12 protein-coding genes are annotated in these 16447 nt (G+C 69.1%); all 12 read right to left on the bottom strand.

What is annotated here, in order from left to right:
- Positions 1-28: 28 nt before the first annotated feature.
- Positions 29-310, bottom strand: coding sequence for a 30S ribosomal protein S19 (gene rpsS / locus ACF0H8_RS05750; protein WP_395288015.1), 282 nt, complete (start codon positions 308-310; stop codon positions 29-31).
- An 18-nt stretch (positions 311-328) separates the two neighbouring features.
- Complete coding sequence (gene rplB / locus ACF0H8_RS05745) at positions 329-1165, bottom strand: 50S ribosomal protein L2 (RefSeq protein ID WP_395288014.1); 837 nt, start codon at positions 1163-1165, stop codon at positions 329-331.
- Positions 1166-1201: 36 nt separating this feature from the next.
- Positions 1202-1501: a 50S ribosomal protein L23 gene (gene rplW, locus ACF0H8_RS05740; RefSeq protein ID WP_152203533.1), complete on the bottom strand. Its 300-nt coding sequence runs from the start codon at positions 1499-1501 to the stop codon at positions 1202-1204.
- A 2-nt stretch (positions 1502-1503) separates the two neighbouring features.
- Entirely contained in the window at positions 1504-2154 is a 651-nt protein-coding gene (gene rplD / locus ACF0H8_RS05735; RefSeq protein WP_395288013.1) for a 50S ribosomal protein L4, read from the bottom strand.
- 5 nt (positions 2155-2159) lie between these two features.
- Complete coding sequence (gene rplC, locus ACF0H8_RS05730; protein WP_395288012.1) at positions 2160-2828, bottom strand: 50S ribosomal protein L3; 669 nt, start codon at positions 2826-2828, stop codon at positions 2160-2162.
- An 11-nt stretch (positions 2829-2839) separates the two neighbouring features.
- Positions 2840-3148 carry a 30S ribosomal protein S10 gene (gene rpsJ / locus ACF0H8_RS05725; protein ID WP_006502853.1) on the bottom strand — a complete coding sequence of 103 codons (309 nt, stop codon included), beginning with the start codon at positions 3146-3148 and terminating at the stop codon, positions 2840-2842.
- Between the two features lie 710 nt (positions 3149-3858).
- Entirely contained in the window at positions 3859-5052 is a 1194-nt protein-coding gene (tuf, locus tag ACF0H8_RS05720) for an elongation factor Tu (protein WP_395288011.1), read from the bottom strand.
- A gap of 122 nt (positions 5053-5174) precedes the next feature.
- Positions 5175-7277, bottom strand: a complete 2103-nt coding sequence (gene fusA, locus ACF0H8_RS05715; RefSeq protein WP_395288010.1) for an elongation factor G — start codon at positions 7275-7277, stop codon at positions 5175-5177.
- 72 nt (positions 7278-7349) lie between these two features.
- Positions 7350-7820 carry a 30S ribosomal protein S7 gene (gene rpsG, locus ACF0H8_RS05710; RefSeq protein WP_395288009.1) on the bottom strand — a complete coding sequence of 157 codons (471 nt, stop codon included), beginning with the start codon at positions 7818-7820 and terminating at the stop codon, positions 7350-7352.
- Positions 7820-8194 (bottom strand): 30S ribosomal protein S12, encoded by a 375-nt coding sequence (gene rpsL, locus ACF0H8_RS05705; protein ID WP_139930145.1) that lies wholly within the window; start codon positions 8192-8194, stop codon positions 7820-7822. The genes rpsG and rpsL overlap by 1 nt, the downstream gene beginning before the upstream one ends.
- 519 nt (positions 8195-8713) lie before the next feature.
- Positions 8714-12604, bottom strand: a complete 3891-nt coding sequence (locus tag ACF0H8_RS05700; RefSeq protein WP_395288008.1) for a DNA-directed RNA polymerase subunit beta' — start codon at positions 12602-12604, stop codon at positions 8714-8716.
- Between the two features lie 127 nt (positions 12605-12731).
- Positions 12732-16241 (bottom strand): DNA-directed RNA polymerase subunit beta, encoded by a 3510-nt coding sequence (gene rpoB / locus ACF0H8_RS05695; protein WP_395288007.1) that lies wholly within the window; start codon positions 16239-16241, stop codon positions 12732-12734.
- Positions 16242-16447 lie beyond the last annotated feature (206 nt).

The raw sequence follows: 16447 nt of genomic DNA, 5'->3' as shown, positions 1-16447 counted from the left end.
GTGTCTGCTCGGGTGGAAGACCCCCGCCTCAGCGGCGGCGGGCCTTGCGGTCGTCCTTGTCGTGCCCGCGGTAGGTGCGGGTCGGGGCGAACTCCCCGAGCTTGTGGCCGACCATCGACTCGGTGACGAAGACCGGGACGTGCTTGCGCCCGTCGTGCACCGCGAAGGTGTGCCCGATGAAGTCGGGGGTGATCACGGACCGGCGGGACCAGGTCTTGATGACGTTCTTGGTGCCCTTCTCGTTCTGGACGTCCACCTTCTTCTGCAGGTGGTCGTCGACGAAGGGACCCTTCTTCAGACTGCGCGGCATGTCGTCGCCCTCTCCCTATCAGCGCTTCTTGCCGGTGCGGCGACGGCGCACGATGAGCTTGTCGCTCGGCTTGTTCGGACGGCGGGTACGGCCCTCGGGCTGACCCCACGGGCTGACCGGGTGGCGACCACCGGAGGTCTTGCCCTCACCACCACCGTGCGGGTGGTCGACAGGGTTCATGACGACGCCGCGGACGGTCGGGCGCTTGCCCTTCCAGCGCATACGGCCGGCCTTGCCCCAGTTGATGTTCGACTGCTCGGCGTTGCCGACCTCGCCGATGGAGGCGCGGCAGCGCGCGTCGACGTTGCGGATCTCGCCCGAGGGCATGCGCAGCTGGGCGTACGGGCCGTCCTTCGCGACGAGCTGGACGGACGCGCCGGCGGAGCGGGCGATCTTCGCGCCGCCGCCGGGCCGCAGCTCGATGGCGTGGATGACCGTGCCGACCGGGATGTTGCGCAGCGGCAGGTTGTTGCCGGGCTTGATGTCCGCGCCCGGGCCCTGCTCGATGCGGTCGCCCTGCTTGAGCTTGTTCGGCGCGATGATGTAGCGCTTCTCGCCGTCCGCGTAGTGCAGCAGCGCGATGCGCGCGGTGCGGTTCGGGTCGTACTCGATGTGCGCGACCTTCGCCGGCACGCCGTCCTTGTCGTGACGGCGGAAGTCGATCACGCGGTAGGCGCGCTTGTGGCCGCCGCCCTTGTGGCGGGTGGTCACGCGACCGGTGGCGTTGCGGCCACCGGACTTGCTGAGCGGGCGGACCAGCGACTTCTCCGGCTCGGACCGGGTGATCTCGACGAAGTCGGCCACGCTCGAACCGCGGCGGCCCGGCGTCGTCGGCTTGTACTTACGGATTCCCATGGGTGTCGATCCTCAATCCCTCTGGTGGAGCCGGCCTCAGCCGGCCACCTCGCCAAAGATGTCGATGGAGCCCTCGCGCAGCGTGACGATCGCGCGCTTGGTGTCCTTGCGCTTGCCGAGGCCGAACTTCGTCCGGCGGGTCTTGCCCTGCCGGTTCGCGGTGTTCACCGAGGCGACCTTCACGTCGAAGATCTTCTCGATGGCGTTCTTGATCTCGGTCTTGTTCGAGCGGGGGTCGACCTCGAAGGTGTACTTGCCCTCGTCGATCAGGCCGTAGCTCTTCTCCGAGACGATCGGCTTGATGATGATGTCCCGGGGGTTCTTGCTCGCCTCGATGCTCACTTGGACTCCTCCTCGCTGCCGCCACCGACGAAGGTGGCCAGCGCGCCGGCGGTGAACACGACGTCGTCGTTGACCAGGACGTCGTAGGTGTTGAGCTGGTCGACCCAGAGCAGGTGCACCGTGGGCACGTTGCGCAGGCTCTTCACCGTCAGCTCGTCGGTGCGCTCGACGACGACCAGCGCGGTGCGCTCGGCGACGACGTTGCGCAGCGCGGCCAGCGCGGCGGCGGTCTTCGGGGCCTCACCCTCGACGAGGGAGCTGACCACGTGGACGCGGCCGGCGCGGGCGCGGTCCGACAGGGCGCCGCGCAGGGCGGCGGCCTTCATCTTCTTGGGGGTCCGCTGGGAGTAGTCGCGCGGCTGCGGGCCGTGGACGGTGCCACCGCCGGCGAACTGCGGGGCGCGGGTCGAGCCCTGGCGGGCGCGGCCGGTGCCCTTCTGCTTGTAGGGCTTCCTGCCACCGCCGCGGACCATGCCGCGGGTCTTGGTGGCGTGGGTGCCCTGGCGCGCGGCGGCGAGTTGCGCGACGACGACCTGGTGGATCAGCGGAACGTTCGTCTGGACGTCGAAGACCTCCGCGGGGAGCTCGGCCTGGCCGGCCTTGGCGCCCGCGGCGTCCAGCACGTCGACGGTCTGCGTGTTTGCCATGCGGCTCACGCCCCCTTCGCGGCGGTACGGACCAGCACGATCCCGCCCTTGGGGCCGGGCACGGGGCCGGTGACGAGAAGGAGACCCTTCTCGGCGTCGACCGCGTGGATCGTCAGGTTCTGGGTGGTGTGGCGGGCGTTGCCCATCCGGCCGGCCATGCGCAGGCCCTTGAACACGCGCGAGGGCGTGGAGGCGCCGCCGATGGAACCCGGCTTGCGGTGGTTGCGGTGCGCACCGTGGGAGGCGGAGACGCCGGCGAAGCCGTGGCGCTTCATGACACCCGCGGTGCCCTTGCCCTTGGTGGTGCCGACGACGTCGACCCGCGCGCCGGCCTCGAAGGCCTCCGCGGTGATCTCCTGGCCGAGGCTGTACTCGGCGGCGTCGGCGGTGCGGATCTCGGCCAGGTGGCGGCGGGGGGTGACCCCGGCCTTGCCGAAGTGGCCCTTGAGCGGCTGGGTGACCTTGCGCGGGTCGATCTGGCCGAAGGCGAGCTGGACGGCGCTGTAGCCGTCCGTCTCCGGGGTGCGCACCTGCGTCACCACGTTCGTGCCCACCTGGACGACCGTGACGGGCACGAGGCGGCCGGCCTCGTCCCAGACCTGGGTCATGCCGAGCTTCGTGCCGAGCAGCGCCTTGACGGCGGTGCCAGCAGCCTGCTGGGAAGTCGTAGTCATTGCAGGAGTCCTCAGAGCTTGATCTCGATGTTGACGTCCGCCGGCAGGTCGAGTCGCATGAGCGAGTCGACGGCCTTGGGCGTCGGGTCGACGATGTCGATGAGCCGCTTGTGCGTGCGCATCTCGAAGTGCTCGCGGCTGTCCTTGTACTTGTGGGGCGAACGGATGACGACGAAGACGTTCTTCTCCGTCGGCAGCGGCACCGGGCCCACGACCGTCGCACCAGCGCGGGTCACCGTGTCGACGATCTTGCGCGCCGAGCTGTCGATGACCTCGTGGTCGTAGGACTTGAGCCGGATGCGGATCTTCTGTCCCGCCATGGCGTCGTCTAACCTCTCTCGTACCGCTACCTGTACCGACCCCCGCACTCGGGCGTGTCGCGGTTCGCGGCACACGCCGACCGGGTTCCCCGGTACGGGGTTGGTCGTTGTGATGCTTGTGGGAACGTGCGGTGCGCCCGCTCCAGCAGTCATGACGTCTGGGGCAGGGCCCCAGGCAACCGGTCTAGTCTGCCAGACCGACGGGCCGCTTGGCCAATCGACGGCGGCTCTCGGGCTGAGAGGCCGCTCACGCCTGGCAGGTGCACACGTGCGCACACCGGCTCCGCTACGTTACCAGCCGACCCGCCCGGCCCGCGAGCCTGCTTGACACCGCGGCCCTGTGAGGCTGCCCACCGCCCCTCCCCCACCCCGCGAGACGTGGCGGGGCCCCACCGCCCGCGCCACGGCCCGGTGGCCCGCTCGGCCGGCCGCACGGCAGGCGTGGGCCTGCCGGTGCGGGGCCACGACGGGACATCGGTACCGGTCACGACAACCGCGGGACGGGGCGGGTCTGGGACGCTGACCCATCGGGCAGCAAGTGACGACTCGCGCAGCAAGTGACGACTCGAGGAGCAAGTGACAGCGGGGAGCAAGTGACGTCTCGGGGAGCGAGTGACGTCTCGCCGCGGGGCGGGGACAGGCCGAGGGCCCGGCAGCTGGCGCTGCCGGGCCCTCGTGGGTACCGCTGGCCGGGTGAACCCGGCGTCAGATCACTCGATGATCTTGGTGACTCGACCCGAGCCGACCGTGCGGCCACCCTCGCGGATGGCGAAGCCGAGACCCTCCTCCATGGCGATGGGCTGGATGAGCTCCACCGTCATGTCGGTGTTGTCGCCGGGCATGACCATCTCGGTGCCCTCGGGCAGCGTGATGACGCCGGTGACGTCCGTGGTCCGGAAGTAGAACTGGGGGCGGTAGTTCGAGTAGAACGGGTTGTGACGGCCGCCCTCGTCCTTGGCGAGGATGTAGACCTGGCCCTCGAACCTGGTGTGCGGGGTGATCGAGCCCGGCTTGCAGACGACCTGGCCGCGCTCGACGTCCTCGCGCTTGGTGCCGCGCAGGAGCAGACCGACGTTCTCGCCGGCGTCCGCGGTGTCGAGCAGCTTGCGGAACATCTCGATGCCCGTGACCGTGGTCTTCTGCTTGTCGGGACGGATGCCGACGATCTCGACCTCCTCGTTCACCTTCAGCTGACCGCGCTCGACGCGACCGGTGACCACGGTGCCGCGGCCGGTGATGGTGAAGACGTCCTCGATCGGCATGAGGAAGGGCTTGTCGATGTCGCGGACCGGGTCCGGCACGTTCTCGTCCACGGCCTCCATGAGGTCCTCGACGGACTTGACCCACTGCGGGTCGCCCTCGAGCGCCTTCAGCGCGGAGACGCGGATGACCGGCACGTCGTCGCCGGGGAAGCCCTGGGACGACAGCAGCTCGCGGACCTCCATCTCGACGAGCTCGAGGATCTCCTCGTCCTCGACCATGTCGGACTTGTTCAGCGCCACGAGCAGGTAGGGGACGCCGACCTGACGGGCCAGGAGGACGTGCTCACGGGTCTGGGCCATCGGACCGTCGGTCGCGGCGACGACCAGGATCGCGCCGTCCATCTGGGCAGCACCGGTGATCATGTTCTTGATGTAGTCGGCGTGACCCGGGGCGTCGACGTGCGCGTAGTGACGCTTCTCCGTCTGGTACTCGACGTGCGAGACGTTGATCGTGATACCGCGCTGGCGCTCCTCAGGAGCGTTGTCGACCTGGTCGAACGGCGTGAACGTGTTCAGGTCCGGGTACTTGTCAGCCAGCACCTTGGTGATGGCAGCGGTCAGCGTCGTCTTGCCGTGGTCGACGTGACCGATCGTGCCGATGTTGACGTGCGGCTTGGTCCGCTCGAACTTGGCCTTCGCCACTGGGGTCCTCCTGGGACTTGGGTAGTTGTCTCACAGCTCTGGCGGGTGCGGGCTGCTCTCGCCGGGGCGGATGGGATCCTACGGGTCGGTTATGGGTTACTTGCAGGGTCGACCTGTGGGACTCACTCGCCCCGGGTCTTCTTGATGATCTCCTCGGCGACGTTCCGAGGAACCTCCGCGTAGCTGTCGAACTGCATCGAGTACACCGCACGACCCTGGGTCTTGGACCGGAGGTCGCCGACGTAGCCGAACATCTCGGACAGCGGCACGAGGGCGCGGACGATCTTGACGCCGCTCGCGTCCTCCATCGACTGGATCATGCCACGGCGGGAGTTGAGGTCGCCAATGACGTCGCCCATGTACTCCTCGGGCGTACGCACCTCGACGTCCATGACCGGCTCGAGCAGCGCGGGGTCCGCGCGGCGGGCCCCCTCCTTGAGCACCATCGAACCGGCGATCTTGAAGGCCATCTCCGAGGAGTCGACCTCGTGGTAGGCGCCGTCCAGCAGGACCGCCTTGACGCCCACCAGCGGGTAGCCCGCGAGGACACCGGACTGCATGGCGTCCTGGATGCCGTGGTCCACGCTCGGGATGTACTCGCGCGGGATGCGGCCACCGGTGACCTTGTTCTCGAAGGCGTACAGCTCGCCCTCGGCGGTGTCCATGGGCTCGAAGGTGACCTGCACCTTGGCGAACTGGCCGGAGCCACCGGTCTGCTTCTTGTGCGTGTAGTCGACCTTCTCGACCTTGCGGCGGATGGTCTCGCGATAGGCGACCTGCGGCTTGCCGACGTTCGCCTCGACCTTGAACTCGCGGCGCATGCGGTCCACGAGGATGTCCAGGTGGAGCTCGCCCATGCCGCCGATGACGGTCTGGCCGGTCTCCTCGTCGAGCTCGACGGAGAAGGTCGGGTCCTCCTCGGCGAGCTTCTGGATGGCCGTGGACAGCTTCTCCTGGTCGCCCTTGGTCTTGGGCTCGATGGCCACGTGGATGACCGGCTCGGGGAAGGTCATCGACTCCAGGACCACCGGGGCGTCGATCGCGCACAGGGTGTCACCGGTGGTGACATCCTTGAGGCCGATGAACGCGTAGATGTGGCCGGCGTGCGCCTCCTCGATGGGGTTCTCCTTGTTGGAGTGCATCTGGAACATCTTCCCGACGCGCTCCTTCTTCCCCTTCGTGGAGTTCAGCACCTGCACGCCCTGGGAGACCCTGCCGGAGTACACGCGCACGTAGGTCAGCTTGCCGAAGAACGGGTGGGCGGCGACCTTGAACGCCAGGGCCGAGAAGGGCTCCTTCTCGTCGGGCTTGCGCTCGACGACCGTCTCCTCGTCGCCGACGGCGTGACCCTGCACGGCGGGGACGTCCAGCGGGGAGGGCAGGTAGTCGATCACGGCGTCGAGCATGGGCTGCACGCCCTTGTTCTTGAACGCCGAGCCGCAGAAGACCGGGTAGGCCTGGGAGGACACCGTCAGGGCGCGCACGCCCTTCTTGATGTCGGCCTCGGTCAGCTCCTCGCCGCCGAGGTACTTCTCCAGCAGCTCCTCGTCGGACTCCGCGACCTGCTCGACGAGCCGGGCCCGGTACTCCTCGGCCTTGTCCTGCAGGTCGGCCGGGATCTCCTCGACGGTGTAGTCCTCGCCGATCTTGACGTCGCCGTGCCAGGTCAGGGCGCGCATGCCCACCAGGTCGACGACGCCGGCGAACTCGCTCTCGGAGCCGATCGGCAGCTGCATGACCAGCGGCGTGGCCTTGAGGCGGTCCTCGATGGTCTTGACGGTGAAGTAGAAGTCCGCACCGAGCTTGTCCATCTTGTTGACGAAGCAGATGCGCGGGACGTCGTACTTGTCCGCCTGGCGCCACACCGTCTCGGACTGGGGCTCCACACCCTCCTTGCCGTCGAACACGGCGACGGCGCCGTCGAGGACGCGCAGCGAGCGCTCGACCTCGACCGTGAAGTCCACGTGGCCGGGGGTGTCGATGATGTTGATCTGGTTGTTCTTCCAGAAGCAGGTGGTGGCCGCGGAGGTGATGGTGATGCCCCGCTCCTGCTCCTGCTCCATCCAGTCCATCGTCGAGGCGCCGTCGTGCGTCTCGCCGATCTTGTAGTTGATGCCGGTGTAGAACAGGATCCGCTCGGTCGTCGTCGTCTTGCCGGCGTCGATGTGCGCCATGATGCCGATGTTGCGGACCTTGGTCAGGTCGGTCAGCACGTCAAGTGCCACGTGAGGCTCTCTTCGGGTCGTGTCGGGTCTGGAGGAGGGGTGCGCCGCCGCGGGGCGGCGGCGCAGCCGGGACTACCAGCGGTAGTGCGCGAACGCCTTGTTGGACTCCGCCATCTTGTGCGTGTCCTCGCGGCGCTTCACCGCGGCACCGAGACCGTTGGACGCGTCGAGGATCTCGTTCATGAGCCGCTCGGTCATGGTTTTCTCGCGGCGCGAGCGGGCGTAGCCGACCAGCCAGCGCAGCGCCAGCTGGGTCTGCCGGGAGGTGCGGACCTCGACCGGGACCTGGTAGGTGGCGCCACCGACACGGCGGGAGCGGACCTCGAGGGAGGGCCGGATGTTGTCCAGCGCGCGCTTGAGCACGACGGCGGGGTCGCTCTGGGTCTTGTCGCGGACGCCCTCGAGGGCGTCGTAGACGATGCGCTCGGCGGTGGACTTCTTGCCGTCCAGCAGCACGCGGTTCACGAGCTGCGTGACGACCTGCGAGCCGTAGACCGGGTCGACGACCAGGGGGCGCTGCGGGGCGGGGCCCTTACGAGGCATTACTTCTTCTCCTTCTTCGCGCCGTAGCGGCTGCGAGCCTGCTGGCGACCGCGAACACCCTGGGTGTCGAGCGCGCCGCGGACGATCTTGTAGCGGACACCGGGCAGGTCCTTCACACGGCCACCGCGGACGAGCACGATCGAGTGCTCCTGGAGGTTGTGGCCGACACCGGGGATGTACGCGGTGACCTCGATGCCGCTGGACAGGCGCACGCGGGCGACCTTACGCAGGGCCGAGTTCGGCTTCTTCGGGGTCGTGGTGTACACGCGGGTGCACACACCACGACGCTGCGGGCTGCCCTTGAGGGCCGGCGTCTTGGAGGTCCCGACCTTGCGGCTGCGGCCCTTGCGGACCAGCTGCTGAATCGTAGGCACTACGTCTCCGTCTCGAAGTTCTCTTGCTGTGTCATTGCTGCTCGCCCGACCATGGGGGTCGACCGGCCCGGGCCGTGCGGCCCGTCCAGGCTCGCTCCCCCTGCCCCCGTTGTCGGGCGTGTCGACCAGCCCCGGACGCCCTGGGTCTGCCACCGTCTGAGGGGGCGGACGCCGGGCAACCCAGCTGGCGAAGACGCCTGCGGACCCCGCTCCTGCCGCGGCCGCGGGGGGCCATGACCGACGTGAGAGGCGCACGCACGAGAGCCCGATGTCGCGGGCACCGCCGACCAGAGTACTCTGCGGCGGATCGGGGCGTCAAAGCGTGGCGGGCGGCCCCGGCGTGGGGTGCGCCACGTGGGCCGGCGACGGCGGGGCCGCCGTCGGGCCCGGTTCTTGCGTTGGTGCTGGGCCCTCCGCACGGGCGGGGACCCGGTCGTGGGCCCGCCGCACGGGCGGGGACCCGGACGTGCGAGGCGGGGCCGGGGGCGCACCCCCGGCCCCGCCTCCTCACCGCTGGGGTCAGCGGAACTCGAGCCCGTAGGTGTCGGGGCCGAAGTCCAGCTCCTCGAGCAGGATCGACTCGGAGCCCTGGCTGGCGGGGGCGAAGTCGATGTCGCTGTAGCCCATGCGGCTGAACGCCTGGGCCTTGGCCTCCTCGGTCGGCTCCACGACCACCTCGTGGTAGCGGGGCAGGCCCGTCCCGGCCGGGATGAGCTTACCGAGGATGACGTTCTCCTTCAGGCCCAGCAGCGGGTCGCGCCGGCTGCTCATCGCCGCCTCGGTGAGCACCTTCGTCGTCTCCTGGAAGGAGGCGGCGGAGAGCCACGAGTCGGTGGCGAGCGAGGCCTTGGTGATGCCCATCAGCTCCGGACGGCCGGAGGCGGGGGTGCCACCCTCGGAGACGACGCGGCGGTTCTCGTCCTCGAACCGGGTGCGCTCCATGAGCTCACCGGGCAGCAGGCGCGAGTCGCCGGAGTCGAGCACCGTGACGCGGCGCAGCATCTGCCGCACGATGACCTCGATGTGCTTGTCGTGGATGTCCACGCCCTGCGAGCGGTAGACCTCCTGGACCTGCTCCACCAGGTGCTTCTGCGCGGCGCGCGGGCCGAGGATGCGCAGGACCTTCTTCGGGTCCACGGCACCGGCGATGAGCTGCCTGCCCACGGCCACGTGCTCGCCGTCCTCGACCAGCAGGCGGGCGCGCTTGGTCACCGGGTAGACGGCGTCCTCCTGCCCGTCGTCGCGGGTGATGACGATCTTGCGCGTGCGCTCGGTGTCGTCGATCTTGACCCGGCCGGCGGCCTCGGCGATCGGGGCCTCGCCCTTGGGGGTGCGGGCCTCGAACAGCTCCTGGACACGCGGCAGACCCTGGGTGATGTCCTCCGCGGAGGCGGCACCACCGGTGTGGAAGGTACGCATCGTCAGCTGCGTGCCGGGCTCGCCGATGGACTGCGCGGCGATGATGCCGACGGCCTCGCCGATGTCCACCAGCTTGCCGGTGGCCAGGGAGCGTCCGTAGCACTTGGCGCAGGTGCCGACGCGCGACTCGCAGGTGAGCACGGAGCGCACCTTGACCTCGGTGACGCCGGACTCGACGAGGCGCTCGATGAGCACGTCGCCGGCGTCGTCCCCGGCCTGGGCCAGCACGTTGCCCTCGGCGTCCTTGACGTCGACGGCCAGCGTGCGGGCGTAGACCGAGGTCTCCACCGTGTCGGCGCGCACCAGGCCGCCGTCGGCGCCCGGCTCGGCGATGGTCATCGTCAGGCCCATGCGGGTGCCGCAGTCGTCCTCGCGGACGATGACGTCCTGCGAGACGTCCACCAGACGACGGGTGAGGTACCCGGAGTCGGCGGTGCGCAGGGCCGTGTCCGCGAGGCCCTTGCGGGCGCCGTGGGTGGCGATGAAGTACTCCAGGACGGACAGGCCCTCGCGGTAGTTGGACTTGATCGGGCGCGGGATGATCTCGCCCTTCGGGTCCGCCACGAGGCCACGCATGCCGGCGATCTGGCGCACCTGCATCCAGTTACCACGGGCACCGGAGGAGACCATCCGGAAGACGGTGTTGCGCTGCGGGAAGTTCACCCGCATCGCCTCGTCGACCTCGTTGGTGGCCTGCGTCCAGATGTCGATGAGCTCCTGACGGCGCTCGTCGTCGGTGATCAGGCCCATGTCGTACTGGTCCTGGATCTTCTCCGCCTCGCCCTCGTACTTCTCGAGGATGTGGGCCTTGGCCTCCGGGGCCACGACGTCGGAGATGGCGATGGTGACGCCGGAGCGCGACGCCCACCGGAACCCGGCCTCCTTCAGCGCGTCGAGGCTCGCCCCGACCTCCACCTTCGGGTACCGCTCCGCCAGGTCGTTGACGATGGCGCCGAGCACCTTCTTGTCGACGACGCCGTTGATGTACGGGTAGTCCACGGGCAGGAGCTCGTTGAACAGCGCGCGGCCCAGGGTGGTCTCGAGGACGATCGGCTCGCCCTCCTCCCAGCCCTCCGCCGGCGTCCAGCCCTGCGGCGGGACCAGCTCGGGGAAGCGCACCTTGACGACGGCGTTGAGGTCCAGCTCGCCGGCGTCGAAGGCCATGATCGCCTCGGCCGCCGAGGAGAAGGAGCGTCCGGCGCCCTTGGCGTCCTCGCGGTCCGACGTGAGGTGGAACAGGCCGATGATCATGTCCTGCGAGGGCATGGTCACCGGGCGGCCGTCGGACGGCTTGAGGATGTTGTTGCTCGAGAGCATGAGGATGCGGGCCTCGGCCTGCGCCTCGGCGCTCAGCGGCAGGTGCACGGCCATCTGGTCGCCGTCGAAGTCGGCGTTGAACGCGCCGCAGACGAGCGGGTGGAGCTTGATGGCCTTGCCCTCGACCAGCTGCGGCTCGAAGGCCTGGATGCCCAGGCGGTGCAGCGTGGGCGCGCGGTTGAGCAGCACCGGGTGCTCGCGGATGACCTCGGAGAGGACGTCCCACACCTGCGGGCGGGACCGCTCGACCATGCGCTTGGCGGCCTTGATGTTCTGGGCGTGGTTGAGGTCCACCAGCCGCTTCATGACGAAGGGCTTGAACAGCTCCAGCGCCATCTGCTTCGGCAGGCCGCACTGGTGCAGCTTCAGCGTGGGGCCGACGACGATGACCGAGCGGCCGGAGTAGTCGACGCGCTTGCCGAGCAGGTTCTGGCGGAACCGGCCCTGCTTGCCCTTGAGCATGTCGGAGATCGACTTCAGGGCGCGGTTGCCCGGGCCCGTCACCGGACGCCCGCGGCGGCCGTTGTCGAAGAGCGCGTCCACGGACTCCTGGAGCATGCGCTTCTCGTTGTTGACGATGATCTCGGGCGCGCCCAGGTCCAGCAGCCGCTTGAGGCGGTTGTTGCGGTTGATGACGCGGCGGTACAGGTCGTTCAGGTCCGACGTGGCGAAGCGGCCACCGTCGAGCTGCACCATCGGGCGCAGGTCCGGCGGGATGACCGGGACGCAGTCGAGCACCATGCCCATCGGCGAGTTGCCGGTGGTCAGGAACGCGTTGACGACCTTCAGCCGCTTCAGGGCGCGGGTCTTGCGCTGCCCGGTGCCGGTGGCGATGGTCTCGCGCAGCGACTCGGCCTCGGCCTGCAGGTCGAAGGTCTCCAGGCGCTTCTGGATCGCCTCGGCGCCCATGGCGCCCTTGAAGTAGATGCCGTAGCGGGCCTGCAGCTCGCGGTAGAGCAGCTCGTCGCCCTCGAGGTCACCGACCTTGAGGTTCTTGAACCGGTCCCACACGCGCTCGAGGCGCTCGAGGTCCTGGTCGCCGCGCTTGCGGATCTGGGCCATCTCGCGCTCGGCGGACTTGCGGACCTTCTCCCGCGCGTCCGACTTGGCGCCGGAGGCCTCCAGCTCGGCCAGGTCCGCCTCGAGGCGCTGGGCGCGGGCCTCGATGTCGGCGTCGCGCTTGTTCTCGACCTGCTTCTTCTCCAGGTCCATCTCGTTCTGGAGCATGGTCAGGTCGTCGTGCCGGCCCTCGTCGTCGACCTCCGTGATCATGTAGGCCGCGAAGTAGATGACCTTCTCGAGGTCCTTCGGCGCGAGGTTGAGCAGGTACCCCAGGCGCGAGGGCACGCCCTTGAAGTACCAGATGTGGGTGACGGGCGCGGCGAGCTCGATGTGGCCCATCCGCTCGCGGCGGACCTTGGAGCGGGTGACCTCCACGCCGCAGCGCTCGCAGATGATGCCCTTGTAGCGCACGCGCTTGTACTTGCCGCACGCGCACTCCCAGTCCCGGGTGGGACCGAAGATCTGCTCGCCGAAGAGGCCGTCCTTCTCCGGCTTCAGCGTGCGGTAGTTGATCGTCTCGGGCTTCTTGACCTCACCGTGCGACCATTCGCGCACGTCGGCTGCGGTCGCGAGACCGATGTGCAGCTGGTCGAAGACATTGACGTCGAGCAAGGGTTCCTACTTCCTCCGGTAGAACACCGTGTACAGCATTAGTTGAGCGCCGCGGCCGTCGGTGCCGCCGGGCGCCGGGGGGACGTGTTCCGTGCGTCCCCCCGGCGCCGGCGGCCGGCCCGCGGGCTCAGAGTTCGTCGACGCTGCTCGCGTCCGGGCGGCGCGAGAGGTCGATGCCGAGCTCCTCGGCGGCGCGGTACACCTCGTCGTCGGCGTCACGCAGCTCGATGGCGTTGCCCTCGGCGTCCAGTGCCTCGACGTTCAGGCACAGCGACCGCATCTCCTTGATGAGCACCTTGAAGGACTCGGGGATGCCCGGCTCGGGGATGTTCTCGCCCTTGACGATGGCCTCGTACACCTTCACGCGGCCGGTGACGTCGTCGGACTTGATGGTGAGCAGCTCCTGCAGGGCGTAGGCGGCGCCGTAGGCCTCGAGGGCCCACACCTCCATCTCGCCGAAGCGCTGGCCGCCGAACTGGGCCTTACCGCCCAGCGGCTGCTGCGTGATCATCGAGTACGGGCCGGTCGAGCGCGCGTGGATCTTGTCGTCCACCAGGTGGTGCAGCTTCAGGATGTACATGTAGCCGACCGAGATGGGCTCCGGGTACGGCTCGCCGGAGCGGCCGTCGAAGAGCTGCGCCTTGCCGTCGACGCCCACCATGCGCTCGCCGTCGCGGTTCGGCGTCGTGTGCGCGAGCAGCCCGGTGAGCTCCTCGTGCTGGAGGCCGTCGAACACCGGGGTGGCGACGGGGGTGCGCGGCGCGGCGACGACCGCGTCGTCGCCCATGTGCCGGGTCCACTCCTCGGCCGCCCTGCGTGCCTCGGTGACGTCCCAGCCCTGCGCGGCGATCCAGCCCAGGTGGAGCTCGAGGACCTGGCCGACGTTCATGCGGCCGGGCACGCCGAGCGGGTTGAGGATGACGTCCACTGGGGTGCCGTCGGGCAGGAACGGCATGTCCTCGACCGGGAGGATGTTGGAGATGACGCCCTTGTTGCCGTGACGGCCGGCGAGCTTGTCACCCTCGGTGATCTTGCGGCGCTGGGCGATGTAGACGCGGACCATCTGGTTCACGCCCGGGGGCAGCTCGTCGTCGTTGTCCGCGGAGAACTCGCGGATGCCGATGACGATGCCGGACTCGCCGTGCGGGACCTTCAGGGACGTGTCGCGGACCTCGCGGGCCTTCTCGCCGAAGATGGCGCGCAGCAGGCGCTCCTCGGAGGTCAGCTCGGTCTCGCCCTTCGGGGTCACCTTGCCGACGAGGATGTCGCCGGAGCTGACCTCGGCGCCGATGCGGATGATGCCGCGCTCGTCGAGGTTGGCCAGCACGTCCTCGGAGACGTTCGGGATGTCCCGGGTGATCTCCTCGGCGCCCAGCTTCGTCTCGCGGGCGTCCACCTCGTGCTCCTCGATGTGGATCGAGGTCAGCAGGTCGTCGGAGACGACGCGCTGGGACAGGATGATGGCGTCCTCGTAGTTGTAGCCCTCCCAGGACATGAACGCCACGAGGAGGTTCTTGCCCAGGGCGAGCTCGCCCTCGTCGGTGGCGGGGCCGTCGGCGAGCACCGAGCCGACCTCCACCCGGGCGCCCTCGTCCACCAGCACGCGCTGGTTGTAGGAGTTGCCCTGGTTGGAGCGGCGGAACTTCGCCACGCGGTAGATCTGGTTCGTGCCGTCGTCGGCCGCCACGTGCACGGCGTCGGCCGAGACCTCGGTGACGACGCCGGGCTTGTTGGCCACGATGACGTCCCCGGCGTCGACGGCGGCGCGCCGCTCCATGCCGGTCCCGACCAGCGGGGCCTCGCTGCGCAGCAGCGGCACCGCCTGGCGCTGCATGTTCGCGCCCATGAGCGCGCGGTTGGCGTCGTCGTGCTCGAGGAACGGGATCATGGCCGTCGCGACGGACACCATCTGGCGGGCCGAGACGTCCATGTAGTCGATCTCGTCCACCGGCACCAGGGCCGGCTCGCCGCCGCTGAGGCGGCACAGGGCGCGGTCCTCGACGAACTTGCCGTCGTCGCCGACCGGGGCCGAGGCCTGGGCGATGATGTGGCGGTCCTCGTCGTCGGCAGTGAGGTAGACCACCTCGTCCGTGACGTGCCCGTCGACAACCTTGCGGTACGGGGTCTCGACGAACCCGAACGGGTTGATGCGGGCGTAGGTCGCCAGCGAGCCGATGAGGCCGATGTTCGGGCCCTCAGGGGTCTCGATGGGGCACATGCGGCCGTAGTGCGACGGGTGGACGTCACGGACCTCCATGCCGGCGCGGTCACGGGACAGACCACCCGGGCCCAGCGCGGACAGACGCCGCTTGTGCGTCAGGCCGGCCAGCGGGTTGTTCTGGTCCATGAACTGCGAGAGCTGGGAGGTGCCGAAGAACTCCTTGATCGACGCCACCACGGGGCGGATGTTGATCAGCGTCTGCGGCGTGATGGCCTCGACGTCCTGGGTGGTCATCCGCTCGCGGACGACGCGCTCCATGCGGGACAGGCCGGTGCGGACCTGGTTCTGGATGAGCTCGCCGACGGCGCGGATGCGGCGGTTGCCGAAGTGGTCGATGTCGTCGGTCTCGACGCGCACCTTGACCGGCTCGCCGTTGCGGGTGCCGTCGAGCTCCTCGACGCCCTTGTGCAGCGCGAGCAGGTACTTGATCGCCGCGGTGACGTCCTCGATGCGCAGGACGGACTCGGCCAGCTCGGTGGTCATGCCGAGCTTCTTGTTGATCTTGTACCGGCCGACCTTGGCGAGGTCGTAGCGCTTGGCGTTGAAGTAGTAGTTCTCCAGCAGCGTGCGGCCGGCCTCGACCGTGGGCGGCTCGCCCGGACGGATCTTGCGGTAGATGTCCAGCAGCGCCTCGTCCTGGGTGTGGACGTTGTCCTTCTCCAGGGTCTCGAGCAGCACCGGGAAGTCCGCGAACTCCTCGCGGATCTCCGACTCGGTCATGCCCAGGGCGCGCAGGAACACGGTGACCGACTGCTTGCGCTTGCGGTCGATGCGCACGCCCACGGTGTCGCGCTTGTCGATCTCGAACTCGAGCCAGGCGCCGCGGCTCGGGATGACCTTGGTGGTGTAGACGTCCTTGTCGGAGGTCTTGTCGGCGACCTTCTCGAAGTAGACGCCCGGGGAACGCACCAGCTGCGAGACGACGACGCGCTCGGTGCCGTTGATGATGAAGGTGCCGCGCTCGGTCATGAGCGGGAAGTCGCCCATGAACACCGTCTGCGACTTGATCTCGCCGGTGGTGTAGTTGACGAACTCGGCGGTGACGAACAGCGGCGCCGCGTAGGTGAAGTCCTTCTCCTTGCACTCCTCCGCGGTGTACTTGGGGGGCTCGAACCGGTGGTCCCGGAAGCTCAGGGACATCGACTGGCCGAAGTCCTCGATCGGGGAGATCTCCGCGAAGATCTCCTCCAGGCCCGAGGTGGTGGGCACGTTCGTGTCGCCGGCCTCGGCCGCGGCCTGGACGCGGGCGCGCCAGGCGTCGTTCCCGAGCAGCCAGTCGAAGCTCTCGGTCTGCAGGCCCAGCAGGTTCGGGGCCTGGAGCGGCTCGTGGATCTTGGCGAACGAGATGCGCCGCGATGCGGTGCGGTTCGCGATAGCGTCAGCAGTAGGTGCAGAAGAGGTGCGCGAGGCAGCCAAAGGGGGTCCTTCCCTGCGAATGGGTGGCACACGCGTTGACCAGCGTGGGAGCGGGTGGGATCCTGACGGGCACAGGTCAGCGCAAAGCGACAGCATAGCCGCCGGGTGTGTGCGTGTCCAGCGGCGCTCGTACGAGGACGAGGCCCGCACCTGCTGGTGCGGGCCTCGTCCTCGAGCTGCCGGCGATCAGGCGTCGCGCCGGGCGT

The organism is Georgenia sp. AZ-5, from assembly GCF_043952095.1.
Classification (GTDB): Bacteria; Actinomycetota; Actinomycetes; order Actinomycetales; family Actinomycetaceae; genus Georgenia.
The sequence above is the reverse complement of the archived record's forward strand: the minus strand, read 5'-3'. Positions and strand labels throughout refer to the sequence as shown.